This window comes from Carnimonas bestiolae (assembly GCF_051251145.1).
GTDB lineage: Bacteria > Pseudomonadota > Gammaproteobacteria > Pseudomonadales > Halomonadaceae > Carnimonas > Carnimonas bestiolae.
This window is the reverse complement of record NZ_JBPCZK010000009.1, coordinates 37,928-51,649: the sequence shown is the minus strand read 5'-3', so window position 1 is coordinate 51,649 and position 13,722 is coordinate 37,928. Positions and strand designations below refer to the sequence as shown.

The 13,722-nt window shown below is 57.9% G+C and carries 14 protein-coding genes; 7 read left to right on the top strand and 7 right to left on the bottom strand.

The features are described 5' to 3' along the window. Window positions 1-116 precede the first annotated feature (116 nt). Complete coding sequence (locus R84865_RS11000; protein WP_435639688.1) at window positions 117-575, top strand: universal stress protein; 459 nt, start codon at window positions 117-119, stop codon at window positions 573-575. Window positions 576-673: 98 nt separating this feature from the next. Here the strand turns inward: R84865_RS11000 and R84865_RS10995 are convergent, their stop codons facing one another. After that, entirely contained in the window at window positions 674-2,635 is a 1,962-nt protein-coding gene (locus R84865_RS10995; RefSeq protein ID WP_435639687.1) for an ATP-binding cassette domain-containing protein, read from the bottom strand. Window positions 2,636-2,801: 166 nt separating this feature from the next. Here R84865_RS10995 and R84865_RS10990 point away from each other — a divergent pair, with 166 nt between their 5' ends. Together R84865_RS10990 and R84865_RS10985 are read left to right on the top strand one after the other, a co-directional pair. Further along, complete coding sequence (locus tag R84865_RS10990; RefSeq protein WP_435639686.1) at window positions 2,802-3,647, top strand: TatD family hydrolase; 846 nt, start codon at window positions 2,802-2,804, stop codon at window positions 3,645-3,647. Window positions 3,648-3,891: 244 nt separating this feature from the next. Next, the gene (locus R84865_RS10985; protein ID WP_435637683.1) at window positions 3,892-4,410 is read left to right on the top strand and encodes a hypothetical protein; all 519 of its coding nucleotides are present in this window, start codon (window positions 3,892-3,894) and stop codon (window positions 4,408-4,410) included. A gap of 42 nt (window positions 4,411-4,452) precedes the next feature. On the opposite strand, the gene R84865_RS10980 is transcribed toward R84865_RS10985, so the two are convergent. After that, entirely contained in the window at window positions 4,453-5,037 is a 585-nt protein-coding gene (locus R84865_RS10980; protein ID WP_435639685.1) for an elongation factor P hydroxylase, read from the bottom strand. Between the two features lie 191 nt (window positions 5,038-5,228). Here R84865_RS10980 and R84865_RS10975 point away from each other — a divergent pair, with 191 nt between their 5' ends. After that, window positions 5,229-6,656: an MATE family efflux transporter gene (locus R84865_RS10975; protein ID WP_435639684.1), complete on the top strand. Its 1,428-nt coding sequence runs from the start codon at window positions 5,229-5,231 to the stop codon at window positions 6,654-6,656. Window positions 6,657-6,978: 322 nt separating this feature from the next. Next, window positions 6,979-7,668, top strand: coding sequence for a hypothetical protein (locus R84865_RS10970; protein ID WP_435632351.1), 690 nt, complete (start codon window positions 6,979-6,981; stop codon window positions 7,666-7,668). Window positions 7,669-7,728: 60 nt separating this feature from the next. Here the strand turns inward: R84865_RS10970 and tusA are convergent, their stop codons facing one another. The 3 genes from tusA to R84865_RS10955 form a co-directional block, all read right to left on the bottom strand. Further along, a complete protein-coding gene (gene tusA / locus R84865_RS10965) occupies window positions 7,729-7,968 on the bottom strand; it encodes a sulfurtransferase TusA (protein ID WP_435632350.1) in 240 nt (79 codons plus the stop codon). A gap of 96 nt (window positions 7,969-8,064) precedes the next feature. Continuing rightward, window positions 8,065-9,159, bottom strand: a complete 1,095-nt coding sequence (gene rlmM, locus R84865_RS10960) for a 23S rRNA (cytidine(2498)-2'-O)-methyltransferase RlmM (RefSeq protein WP_435637679.1) — start codon at window positions 9,157-9,159, stop codon at window positions 8,065-8,067. A 166-nt stretch (window positions 9,160-9,325) separates the two neighbouring features. Then, entirely contained in the window at window positions 9,326-9,721 is a 396-nt protein-coding gene (locus R84865_RS10955; protein WP_435637678.1) for a DUF4168 domain-containing protein, read from the bottom strand. A 377-nt stretch (window positions 9,722-10,098) separates the two neighbouring features. On the opposite strand from R84865_RS10955, the gene pyrB reads away from it, so the two are divergent. Both pyrB and R84865_RS10945 read left to right on the top strand, forming a co-directional pair. Continuing rightward, window positions 10,099-11,130: an aspartate carbamoyltransferase gene (gene pyrB / locus R84865_RS10950; RefSeq protein ID WP_435639683.1), complete on the top strand. Its 1,032-nt coding sequence runs from the start codon at window positions 10,099-10,101 to the stop codon at window positions 11,128-11,130. A 117-nt stretch (window positions 11,131-11,247) separates the two neighbouring features. After that, a complete protein-coding gene (locus R84865_RS10945; protein ID WP_435639682.1) occupies window positions 11,248-12,027 on the top strand; it encodes a TSUP family transporter in 780 nt (259 codons plus the stop codon). 83 nt (window positions 12,028-12,110) lie between these two features. Here the strand turns inward: R84865_RS10945 and pcsA are convergent, their stop codons facing one another. Continuing rightward, the gene (pcsA, locus tag R84865_RS10940) at window positions 12,111-12,881 is read right to left on the bottom strand and encodes a phosphatidylcholine synthase (RefSeq protein ID WP_435632342.1); all 771 of its coding nucleotides are present in this window, start codon (window positions 12,879-12,881) and stop codon (window positions 12,111-12,113) included. A 54-nt stretch (window positions 12,882-12,935) separates the two neighbouring features. Then, the gene (gene mtgA / locus R84865_RS10935) at window positions 12,936-13,652 is read right to left on the bottom strand and encodes a monofunctional biosynthetic peptidoglycan transglycosylase (protein WP_435637675.1); all 717 of its coding nucleotides are present in this window, start codon (window positions 13,650-13,652) and stop codon (window positions 12,936-12,938) included. Window positions 13,653-13,722 lie beyond the last annotated feature (70 nt).

The window sequence follows — 13,722 nt, the reverse complement described above, 5'->3', positions numbered from 1 at the left end:
CAGCAGCCGCATGGCGCTGTCAGCGCCGGCGGTTCCAGCAGATCGGCGCGGGGCCACCTGCCAAGGCGGGTCTGGCAGCGATAAATCAGCTTCCTGCAGCGGATGGAAAAACGTCCATGACCTCTCTCTATCAACATGTTGCCGTTGCCGTCGACCTTACCGATGAGTCGCGCTATGTCATCGACCGAGCGTTGCCCATTGTGCAGCGCAGCGGTGCCAAACTGTCCGTGGTACACACCCTTGGCGAAGTCAGCGCCACCTATGGGGGCGATGTCGCCGTCGATGTGGATACACTGCGGCAGCAGCTTACCGAACATGCTTCCGCGCGGCTGAAGGAGCTGGCTGAGCCCTACGGCATTGATAGTGCTCAATTGCATATTCTCAGCGGTCAGGCCGACGCCGCGATCAACGCCTTCGCCACCGAGTATCAGGCCGATCTGATTGTGGTGGGATCACACGGGCGTACTGGATTAGCGCTAATGCTGGGCTCCACCAGTGCCGAGGTATTGCGCAACGCAAAATGCGACGTGCTGGCCGTCAAGGTAAGAGGCATTGACCAGGAGCCGGTCGATTAACGGATCGATCGCTGCGCATAACGCCGTCTTCAATCAGATACAAAAAACAGGGCGCGAGCTACCATCTGGAACTCGCGCCCTGCCTGCGTATAGCGCCTCTATTGTTCTGAGTTGCTCATCTCTTCCAATGCCATCCAACGCTCCATGCGCGTTTCAAGATGAGTCTGGCGCTCACTCAGGGTTGCGAGCGTCGCTTGTACGGTTTCCTGATCGTTCTGATAAAAATCAGCGGACCCAATACGCTCTTCCAACTCAGCAATCTCTGTTTCGAGCGACTCGATTTCAGCAGGAAGGCCGTCCAACTCGCGCTGAAGCTTATACGACAGCTTGCGCGGTTTGGAGGCAGTGGACGTGCCGCCACCATTCGAAGCTGGTGCAGCCGTATTGTCTTCGCGTCCTTTGCTGGTAGTAAGTGCCGCATCCGCTGAAGTTTTACCACTACCCAGATCGCCAGGCGCTGGCGGAAGACGTCCGCCCTGGCGTTGCCAATCGCTGAAACCGCCCACGTAATCACGCACGACGCCATCACCCTCGAAGGCCAACACGCTGGTTACCACGTTATCCATGAAGGCGCGGTCGTGGCTGACCAGTAGCAGCGTGCCGTCGAAGTTGAGCAGCAGCTCTTCCAGCAGCTCGAGCGTTTCAACATCGAGATCGTTGGTCGGCTCGTCAAGCACCAGCACGTTGGCCGGCTGGGTAAACAGCTTGGCCAACAGCAAGCGGTTCGACTCACCGCCTGACAGCGCATGTACCGGCTGACGTGCACGCTGCGGGCTGAACAGGAAGTCCTGCAAATAGCTCATCACATGGCGCTGGCGACCGCCTACCGTCACGTGATCGCTGCCCTGCGCCAAGTTGTCGTACACCGTGGCCTGCATGTCGAGGCCCGCGCGCAGCTGATCGAAATAGGCGACCGACATCTTGGTACCCAACTGCACCGTGCCCTCGCTAGGCGCCAGTTGCCCCAGCATGACCTTGAGCAACGTCGTTTTACCGGCACCGTTACGCCCAATCAGACCGATACGATCACCGCGCTGTACTTCAAGGCTGACATCGCGAATCACGTACTCGCCTTCGCTGCGCCCCGGCACCCGGAAGCTAACATGCTGCAGCTCGACGACACGCTTGCCGCTGCGCTCTCCGCTGTCGACTTCGATTTTTGCCGTGCCCTGACGCTCGCGACGCTGTGAGCGCTCCTCGCGCAGTTGCTTGAGCGCGCGCACCCTGCCCTCGTTACGGGTACGGCGCGCCTTGATACCCTGCCGAATCCAGGCTTCTTCCTGCGCCAGTTTCTTGTCGAACTGGGCCTGCTCACGCGCTTCTATTTCCAGCTCGTGTGCGCGAGTCTGCTGGTAGGTATCGAAGTCGCCTGGGTAGCGTCTGAGCTGACCGCGATCAAGCTCCAGGATAGCGGTCGCCACACGATTCAGGAAAGCGCGATCGTGGGTGACAAACAGCACCGCGCCGCGAAACGCTTGCAGCTGTTCTTCAAGCCACACGATGGTGTCGAGATCAAGGTGGTTGGTCGGCTCGTCCAACAGCAGTAAATCAGGCTCGGCCACCAGTGCACGCGCCAACGCGACACGCCGCCGCCAACCGCCGGACAGCCCCTCCATCATCGCAGCACCAGGTAGCCCAAGGCGCTCCAGCACGTTATCGATGCGCTGATGGAACGACCAGCCATCGAGCGCCTCCAGGCGCTCTTGCAGCACCGCCAAGCGCGACATATCAGGCTCGGCAGCGGCCACCAGCTGATCGTATTCGCTGAGCAAACGCCCTACTTCAGGCAGCCCCTCAGCCACCACATCGAAGATACGCCGCCCCTCCGCTGCGGGCAGGTCCTGCGCCAGCACCCCGACACGCAGCTCGGCGCTGCGCCGTACCAGCCCGTCGTCGGGTTGGATGGTGCCGTCGATCAATGACATTAATGTCGACTTGCCGGCCCCATTGCGGCCAATCAATGCCAGCCGCTCGCCGCGCTCAATGGTCAGGGCAGCGTTATCAAGCAATACATCGGGGCCGTAGGCAAGATGCACCGCATCGAGTTGGAGCAGGCTCATCGCGAGCGTTCCTCTTGAATCGTGGTAAAGGGCCCAGATTGTACCTGATCACGTCCCTAAGCCGAACCGTAAGGTGTAGAATCGTGGCCTGCACAGAAGTGCGCGAGCATTTTCTCGCTTAACGATGCTCGTTCGAAGCCATTGCTGCCGTCTATCAAGGAGTCTTATGTCACCGCTCGCCGAGGAAAATTGCATTGTGTCACCCGCCCCCTTGATCGACATTGGTGCCAATCTCACCCATGAGAGCTTCAGCAAGGATATCGACGCGGTGCTCGAGCGCGCCCACGCCGCGCGTGTCGAGACACTCATCCTGACCGGCACCGACGCCGCTAGCATCGATGCCGCTATCGCGCTGCGTGAGCAATTTTCCAACAGTGACGTCGCGCTCTATTCGACAGCCGGCGTTCACCCTCATCACGCCAGTGATTGGACGCCTGCACTAGAGCGCCAGATTCACGACGCGCTGACCCAGCCAGGCGTTCTTGCGGTGGGCGAATGCGGGCTCGATTTCAACCGCAACTATAGTAGCGAGCAAGCGCAGCGCAACGCCTTCGAAGCACAGCTGCAGATAGCGGCTGAGCTTCAGCTGCCGCTGTTCCTGCACGAGCGCGATGCCAGCAGCCAGATGCTCGATATGCTGAAGCAGTGGCGCGACGATATTCCGCGCGCGGTGATTCACTGCTTCACTGGTGATCGATCGATCCTTTACCGCTACCTTGATCTCGACCTTTATGTCGGCGTAACAGGCTGGCTGTGCGATGAACGGCGCGGCAGCGATCTGCGCGATGCGCTGCCGGAAATACCGACCCACCGCCTGATGATCGAGACCGATTGCCCCTATCTACTGCCGCGCCATTTGCCCGGCAAGATAAAAGGCCGCCGCCACGAGCCCGCGCTGCTGCCGTGGATTTGCCGCGAAGCCGCGCAATTGCGAGGCGTGTCCGAACAAGCGTTGGCGCTCTCTACTACTGCCACGGCTAGCGAGTTCTTTGCATTGCCATCGAAGGCGTAAGGTAATCCACGCTGGATCGCCTAACGTGGTCTGAAATCGGTCAACGCAAGTCCGACTCTGCGTTCATTCGACCCAGCGCCGATGACGCAAGGCCTTTAATCAAGCTAACCAAGCGATAAAGCGTTTATTCAGATGAGCCATCGACCCTTATCCAGTGTGACGTTCGCGCTTTATCACTGCGGCTACCATCGCTGCTATCGTGACAACGCCACACTTACTTTTCACGCTATCGAAGGATTTGACCATGCCCGCTAGCCGTTCAGGACTGCCCGGTTTTCTTCATATCGTCACGGGCGACGGTGCCCTGCCGGTTGCCATTGCATGGAGCTTGAAGGATGGCCGGATCAAACACACCTTGATTCAGCCGCTGGAAAGCTGGCTTGAAGAGGAGAATATCGGGCTGGAAGGCTTCGATGAATCGAATCTGTATGGCATGGGCGTGAGCCCGCTGGATGTGATTCGTGAACTGGAAATGGATCACGATAGCGAGACGCTGTATGTTACTGGTACCAGCGATGAAGAAGGCGCGCTGGAACGCATCTACGCTGAGTACGGGCTGAACCCGGTGGTCGAACTGGCGAATGCCTGGCAGCTCTATTCGCAGCTTGATCGCGAGCAGTGGGAAGACGAACGTCGCGAGCTGTTCGAAGAGCGCGGCCTTACCCCCATGAGCCCCGAGCACGAAGTCGAGGCGATGCTTTTTCTGCATCAGCGCTTCGCCGACGAATGGCCCGAAGACGCCCCGCCGCGCGATCACTACTAACGCCCTCACAGCGTAGCGATCGCTCCCACCACTAACCCCCAATCATGGCGGCGTGCCCCGCTGAGCAAAAATTGCCTCAGCGGCCTGCACCGCCTGTGCTTCGCTGCACTGTTCGGCAAAGCGCAGCTTCAGCGCTTCACACAGCACCGCCACTCTGACCGGAAGCTCGTTTTCCAGCCGCTGGGCAGCGCGCGCTTTTACCTTGGCAAAAAAGGCCTCACGGTCTACTTCGACATTGGGGTTCAGGTTATCGACGCTAATGTTGAAGCGTCGGCCGCAGGCGTGGGTCAGGAGCAGTTCGATCGCTTGCGGCTCTACTTCTGCTTGCTCAAATGCCCCTTGCTGCTGCTGGCTGCGTCCATCGGGAATATACCAATAGCCGAAATCTTCCTGCTGGCGGCGCGCAGGCCCCGCTATACACCAATGGCTGATCTCATGCAGCGCGCTAGCGAAGTAGCCGTGCGCAAAGACGATCCGGTGATAATCGTTAAGCGCATCGGCGGGCAAATAGATCGGTTCGTCATCGCCGCGCACCAGCCGAGTGCGATAGCGCTCAGCGAAAATCGCGTCGAACAACGCGATCAGCTGCGCTACTTCTTCGCGCTCATCATGGGGGTCAGTGCTCATGTGCCACTCCTGCTGCTTTCACGGCGCAGCAGTATAGCGAACCTCGCTCGCTTCTCACATGGCAATCCAGATGCCCAACGAAATCGACGGCGTAATGCGGGGTTTCGCGCCGGTTTAGCCTAACGTTTAGTCGCACTAATGAGCAGCGGCTCTGGTACACTGCCGCTCCTGCAATTTGTTGGATCCTTTTCATGTCAGCACTTCCGGAATTCAATCGTAAATCAGCCAGCGCATCGCTGATTCGCATGAGTATGCCCATTTTGGTGGGACAGCTCGCACAGATGGGCATTAGCACCGGCAATGTCATTCTTGCGGGACACTCATCGACGGTCGATCTTGCGGCGGTCTCCCTCGGCGCTAGCCTGTGGGTACCGCTGCTGGTGCTGATGAACGGTATCCTGATGGGGCTGACGCCGGTGATCGCTCAGCTGTTTGGCGCCAGACGGTTTGCCGACATGGCTGATCCGGTACAGCAAAACTGCTGGATTGCGCTGTGCTGCGGGATAATCGCTGCCGTTTTGATCTACCTGGTGGCGCCGTCACTGCTGGCACTGATGTCGGTGCCCGATGACGTGCAGCAGGCCGCTACGCGCTATTTGGAAGTGATGGCGTTCGGGATGCCGGGACTAGCGTTCTACTTCGCGCTGCGCTCCTGGTCGGATGGCCTCAATCACACCAAGCCCGGGCTGTGGATCAGCCTGCTGGGCCTTGCTGCCAGTATTGCGGTGGGCGTGCTATTGGTGCCCGGGATTGCGGGCTTGCCACGCCTCGGTGCCGTGGGCTGTGGTCTGGCCAGTGCGGTATCGATGTGGGTGAGCGCCCTGTGCATGTGGCGCTACGTCGCCAAAGCGAAGGTCTATCGCCCGGTTGAGGTATGGAAGAATGGCCTGCAGCCGCCGCGCCTTTCGAGCATCATGGCGTTGCTGAAGGTAGGACTGCCAATTGGCGTCGCGGTGTTTTCAGAAGTCACCATGTTTTCAGTGATTGCGCTGCTGATCTCGGTATACGGCACCATCACCATTGCGGCTCACGAACTAGCGCTCAATATCACCGGCGTACTGTTTATGGTGCCAATGTCGCTGGGCATTGCGCTGACCATCCGTGTGGGTACACGGCTCGGTGAACAGCTGCCCCGCACCGCGCGCAAGGAAGCCTGGAACGGCATGCTGCTGGCGGTGCTGGGCGCACTGATCAACGCCCTGATCATTTGGTTGTTTGCCCGCCAAATTCTGGCGATCTACACCAGCAACGCTGACGTTATGGCGCTGGCGCTTAATCTGCTGCACCTGACCATGATCTTCCAGCTTTCCGACTCGCTGCAAGCGGGTTTGGCAGGTGCCCTGCGTGGCTACAAGGATACCCGTGCGGTCATGCTGATCACCCTCACCGCTTACTGGCCGATTGGTATCGGTAGCGGCGTGGTGCTGGGCTACGGCGTTGGCGATGCCTTCGAAGGCTTTGGTATATATGGCTTCTGGACCGGCTTTATTATCAGCCTTACTTCGGCGGCGGTGCTGCTAGCGATGCGCTTGCACCGCGTTGCACGTCGCCACGCGCCGCCCTCTTGGCTGCTCAAGGAAACACCCGCGCCCCATAGCTATCCTCAAACAAAACTGTAAATCCCTCTGTGCGCCACGCTAAAGGTGTGTTAATAGTGACGTGTGGGGAAACTGGCCATGTGCTGAAACTCCCCGCACTATCGTGGCCAACGCGCAACCGCTCAAGGAGCTCGAGCCTGCAGCACGGAGCCATGACACCGCGGTCAGCGTTGTAGCTACAGCGCTTGGCCAATGCGGAACAGAGCGCACCGAGTTGTACGCCCGCAGCCTTCGACTGATGCCCGTTGCTCACTCGCATCAGGCGTGATGCAGCAAGTTGCCTTGCGCATTACGGTCTGATCATCGGCAAGCATATCGTTCGACACCGTCGAGGAGGGCTTTCATGGGCACCCCACTTCCCCGCACTGCCAAGATCATCGATTTTTCCAGCGTCCGCGATAGATTCCGAGCCAACCAGCGCGTTATTCGCATGGCGCCCGAGCACGATGGCATCGAAATGATCTATCGAATTGCATCTGACGATGAATCGCTTTACGCCATGCCGGTGCTGGCCTGGGCTCTAAAGCAAAGCGGTGATGTCGTCGGCATGGTGCCATGGATGAACAAGCTGACGCCCTGCCATGAACTCGACGATCCTGAGCATGGCACCTTTGTTGGCTACCGTGATCCCGAAACCGAGGAACTGCTGCCTGAACCTCCCGAGCACAAGGTGCAGGAGCTTGAGCATGCGGCGCACTATTTCGACTACGAGGCCACCGCGGAAGCGACCCTGATTCAGCAATTGCCCGATACTCTCGGCACTCACGCGCTGTGCATGAACGACGCAGAAAGCCCTTGGCTGCTCAAACAGGTATACGGTTGGCGTTTATTCAGCGATGGCAGCATTGATGTGCTGCTACTGGACGAAGAAAAGATGATCGATACGCCGGTGTTGCCAGGCGACGACTGCCTCTATTCGGGCAGCCAGCACCACAGCGCGCTGTACTTCTTCCAACGCAGCATTGCCAATCGTATCAAGCGCCAGGACCCTGAAACGCTCGAAGCATTGGCAATGATGGTTAACGACGACTGATCCCCTCTCAAGCCCATACCCCGGCGGCCACACTAAGAAGCCGGGGTATCTTCCCTTCTGTTAGCCGATTTCAATCAGGTAGCGAAACACCCCATCCTGTTCTGTCTGGTTAGCCAGCCGGTGCCCTAGGAACGCGCAAAATTGCGGAATATCGCGCTGGGTAGCGGGATCGGTCGCCACGACTTCCAGCCACTGCCCAGACTGCAGCTCGCGTACCTTGTTATGCATCATCATGATGGGCTCGGGGCAATAAAGCCCTTGGGTATCGAGCACATCGTGCGGCGTTGGGGTATCACTCATGGGGTGTTCCTGTGCAGATGCCAATAAACAGCGCGAGCAGTGCGCCGCACGGGAAATGGCATGTCACCGCCCGTGCCTGCTCGCATCAGGCGATGTTCAGCGCAACGCTTCCACGAATACGGTCACTTCCTCACGGTCGTGGTAAAGCTGACGACAGCGCAGCTGATAGCGAATACCTGCGTCGTCGAGTAGTTGGCGCAGCAGAGACAGACATTCGGCCACTTCCTGCCAGCGCCGCTTCATTGGCAATTTCAGATTGAATACGGTGAAGCGGCAGTGCCCGCCAATCAGCCACATCGCGATGGTGTCAATGACCCTCGATGGCCGCTCAACCATGTCGCACACTAGCCAATCGAGCGGCCAGGGTGGCAACCACTTAAGGCCATCCTCTTGCAGATGCTCGACCATACCGCTGCGCATCAGGCCCTTGTCCATCGGCCCGTTGTCGATGGCGTATACCTGCATGCCCTTATTGACCAACTGCCAACTCCAGCCACCGGGCGCCGCACCCAAATCTGCGGCGGTGCTGCCAGGTGCCAGCACCTCGTCCCAGCGCTCGGCGGGCAGGAACTGATGCCAGGCTTCCTCCAGTTTCAGCGTCGAGCGACTAGGCGCCCCGTGCGGGAAACGCAGGCGCTGAATACCGTTGGGATGCTCACTGCGATTACCGCGAAAGCTAAGCCCAAGCTGCAAACTGTGGCCGCTGGTCATGAATACGTGAAGCCGACGCGCACCGGCGCGCCTGCGGAGTACCTTGCGCCGTTTTAGCTGGCTATTCAGCGGCCGTTCGAGCGCTTTGGCGAGAGACGTCAGCGCCTTGCCCTCGTTGGTATCGGGCGCTTCGAACACCACCTCTTCAGCGCTCCACCCCGCCGCATCAAGTTGATCGAGGATCGGGGCCAAGCGATCGCTACGCTCCAGCTCGTTGAGCGGCGGCAGCGCCACCAGCGATTGTCGGGCGAATACCAGTGATGCAAGACTGACCTGGCGCTGCAAGTCGTTCAGTGCTTGCCCTTCAGGAGCAATCACGCGGACGTAGCCGCCGTGGGGAAGCTCGTCGATTTCAACATCGATGGTAATACCAGCGGTCGCGATACGATCGGCCAATTCAGCAGCAAGGTCTGATTCAAGCCCAGGACGACAGTACAGGAGCCATTCACTGGCAAGAAGAGAGGAGCGCTGATCGGACATGAACCACCTGCTATTGCTGAAGACGCGAAAATGCGCTCCAGTGTATCGCATCCCCCTGCGGGGCCATAGCGAGGCCACCGTCAGCGCGCAAAAAAACGGCGTATCGTCATGTACGATACGCCGTTCCGATTAAGCCTTGGCCTGCCGTGGTGTTACGGCAAACGGCTTATTTTTGCTGCTGAACCATCGACTGAACGCGTTTCAGAAGATCAGGGTTCTGCTGCAGAGACTGACCAATCTTGTTGAATTCGTCCACTTTCAGGTTGTTGTCCTGAACGGCTTTGACCATTTTACCGTTAGCTTCCTGACGGATGCTGTTGACCTTGTTGCTGTCTTCGCCAGCAGCCTGAAGCTTTTTGGTGTAATCCTGAGAAATGCCAGCAATACTCTGAGAGGCGTTAGCGAAGTTTTTCAGCTGAGCATCGCTGAAATTCTGTGCACTGGCGGACGACGCTTGAGCACCACCCTGCTGAGATGCTGCGCTCTGCGCGAATACGGCAGGAGATGCGATCATGCCAGTAGAAACCAGGGCAGCTGAGATAATAGCGGTAGTCCGTTTCATTAATTCCTCCGAGGAGTCGCTTTTTTGAGTGTACCAATCTTGGTCAACACGAAATTCGTTTAGTTCCCGACCCTTCGGTCGGAAGGCGAAAAAGCCGTGGATACCTTTCACGGTATAGGCAAGTTTCCTCTATAGCGTAGAAACTTGTTCCGCCCTTCGCCACACCCCTTAACCTGCTGGCGTACCTGATTCTTTTCAACCCCAGGCAAATAAAAAAAACCGCCGCATGTAACGCCTTGCAACTGAACAAGACACCATTAACGCAATAATGCGTTTGATAACCTTCTCTAACATTTTCGCGCCAACAACTGACACTCTCTCTTCCTTAAAGAGAGTGGTAGACTCGCTGACGCTCTTTTATCTGCCGGAGGTTGTCCATGTCACCCCACTTACTGTCCGTCGATCAACTCGACCTTGATCGCATTAGTACATTGTTCTCGCTTGCTCAGCGCATGGAGCCTATCGCTCGGCGCGAGAAAGTGTGTCGTGTGCTGGAAGGCGCAGTGCTCGGCAACCTTTTCTTCGAAGCCAGCACGCGTACCCGCGTCAGCTTCCATACCGCCTTCTCACGCTTGGGCGGCTCGGTCTGTGATACCACCGGATTCACCTTCTCCTCGATGGCCAAAGGCGAAACCCTGACCGACACGGCGCGAGTGCTGGCGGGCTACTGCGACGCGATCGTGATGCGTCATCCTGATCTTGGTTCGGTCAGCGAATTTGCCAGTGCTATCAATGTGCCGGTTATCAACGGCGGCGATGGCCCCGGCGAGCATCCCAGCCAGGCGTTGCTGGATCTGTACACCATTCAGAAGGAATTCAAGCGCGTAGGACGCCCGCTGGAAGGTGCCCATATTCTGATGACGGGTGACCTGAAATACGGACGTACCGTCCATTCGCTGATCAAGCTGCTGACGCTCTATCCCCCGCTGCATATCACTCTGGTAGCACCCGCAGGGCTGGAAATGCCCACCTATCTACTGAGCCTGGCTGAAGATCGTGGCCATAAGATAGAGCTGCGCGCCACGCTGCACGAAAACTTCGAACCGATCGATGTGGTATACGCGACCCGCATTCAGAAAGAGCGTTTCACCGAAGAGATGGTCGAGAACTTCGCCGGCGTTACCGATGAGTACCGCGTGAACAAGGCCTTTCTCGACCAGCGCTGCACGCCTGACACCATCGTAATGCACCCACTGCCGCGCGATAGCCGCCCCGGCGCCAACGATTTGAGCCCCGACCTGAATCAGGACCCTCGCTTGGCCATCTTCCGCCAAACCGATAACGGCATCCCTGTGCGCATGGCGATTTTTGCCGATCTGATGGACATTAGCAGCGACTTCGACAAGCACCTTGCGCCGGTAAGCTGGCGCGTGCCTGCTCAGTATGGCGTGAATGACACGACCTTCTGATCACCGCTGCACCGCGCTGCAAGGGCAGCCGTCGCGTTGCGAGGGCGCGGTGGCTAACAGCGTCTTTGGCTGAGCAACCAGGCCATTACACACCAATAATAATGAAGGAATGCTGTTATGGAGTTCATGCTTGACGGAAGTACCCTGGCAATGCTCGGGATTGCTGCACTGTGTGCCGGTTTTATCGACACCATCGCGGGCGGCGGCGGATTGATTACCGTGCCCACCTTGATGCTGGCACAAATCCCACCGGTACAGGCGCTGGCAACCAACAAGCTACAAGGCAGCTTTGGCACCCTCGCCTCATCGCTTACCTTCTGGCGACGCGGACACCTCTCGTTCTCGGCGATCAAGAAGCCCTTCGTATTTGCGCTGATCGGCGCGGTATTGGGTACCTTACTGGTGCAGCGGATTAACACCGATGCGCTGCAAGTATTGGTGCCCATAGTGCTGACCGTGATTGCGCTCTATTTCCTGTTAGTGCCTAGCGCTGGCAAGGTAGAGCGAACTCCACGCTTAAGCGCGCGGCTGTACGATGCCACGGTGGTGCCGCTGATTGGCTTCTACGATGGATTCTTCGGCCCGGGCACAGGCTCGTTCTTTTCTCTCTCGGAAGTTGCGCTGCGCGGCCGCCAACTGATTCAGGCCACCGCCACCGCCAAGGTGCTGAATCTGGCGAGTAATATCGCGTCGCTAGTGGTGTTCATCATTGGCGGCCACGTGCTTTGGACAGCCGGCATCGTGATGCTGCTGGCGCAGCTGATCGGGGCCTATTTGGGATCGCTGGTGGTGCTGGGTGCAGGTGCGCGCATCATTCGTCCGTTAATCGTGGTGGTGTGTATCGCGATGCTGATACGCTACGCATGGCAGAACGGCCTTTTTAGCGGCTGGTGGTAAAGAGTGAATTTCTGCCAGGCCAAAAAAGGGCGTCGTTGGAAAACCAACGACGCCCTTTTTGTTTATCGCGCTATTAGCGGGGATTAGTGTCCGCGAATGGTACGCGCGATGCACATGGCGGCAAAATAGATAGAGCTTGCCACCAGTCCCCACACTGCCCAGCTTGCATGCATCGGGCTCGACAGGATAAGCGCTGTCATGCAGACGCACCATGCCACGGTGACCGCGATATTGATCGGCATCAGCAGCTTAACGCGGAACGGGTGGAGGAACTTGATTTGGGTCATGGTCAGCCCTGCCATCACTAGAATAACGGCAAACGATACCCAGGGCGGCAGTTGGAATACGTAAAAATAGGCCGCCACGATGTTCCACGCGGCAGGAAACCCAACGAAATAGGCATCTTCACTTTTCTCGTTGACGTTGCAGTAGCAGAACATCGACGACAGCAAAATGATCGCCACTGACAGCGCGCTCAGATACGGCGGTAGCGGAATGAACTGGAAAATAAAGATGGCAGGAATAAACGACCAGGTAAGGTAATCCACCATCACATCGAGAATCACGCCATCGAAGTTGGGCAGCACCGATTTGATTTCGTACTTGCGGGCGAGATTACCGTCGACGCCATCTATCATCATGGCGGCGCCCAGCCACAAAAGACACGCCACTACGTTACTGTTCAGCAAGGCCATCAAGGCCAGCATGGCAAATACCACGCCACTGGCGGTAAACGCGTGGATGCCCCAGGCCCGTAGCACTGATACGCGCGATCCGGCGGAAGGCGTCATCGATTGCGTCACGTCAACTCCTTTATGGCGGGAGAATTCCCGCTCGTTGTGTTCGTTGCTCATTTAACGATACCTCACCTGCAAAAACATCAGAACGGCAAACGAGACATCGTTATATCAATGAAGAGTATCAAGATATCGAGTTCCGCCCAACTGTCTCATCTGGCGCAACACCCACCGTGAATGATTGGCCACCCGTGCGTTGGGACGGCTAGCGCTCCAGTGTCGCGGCGCAGGCAAGACAGACGCAAGCAGCGCCGCCTGCTGTGCACTAAGCGCGTTGGCATCGGTGTGGAAGTAATAGCGCGCTGCTGCCTGGGCGCCGTAAACTCCATCGCCCCATTCCGCCAGATTGAGATACACCTCGAGAATACGCTGTTTCGACCATAGGTTTTCAATCAACAGCGTAAACCACGCTTCAACACCTTTACGCGCAAGGTCGGAATGGGTCCACAGCCACACGTTCTTGGCCGTTTGCTGGCTGATGGTACTAGCACCGCGCAGCGCTTCACCAGCGCGCCAATTACGCCACGCCAGCGCCATTTGGTGCTCATCGAAACCGTGATGATAAGGAAAGCGTTGATCTTCGCTAGCGATAACCGCGAGCTTGAGCTGCGGCGAAATGTCTTCGTAGCTTACCCACTGATAGCGATAACCGGTACTGCGCCCCGCTACCGCTGCCTCGATCTGCCGCTCGACCATCACCGACGACACCGGAATAGGCACCCAGCGAAATAGCAGCACCGTTAGCACTGACAGCAGCACGAACACAACGATCGCTATCGCGACAACTTTGCGTGCCACGCGCACAGTGTTGGAGAACGGTGAAGACATAGGTAATTATCGAGACTCAGGCGCTAATGGATATAAGGGAGCACCAGTATAGCAGCGCTAGGTCGACGCG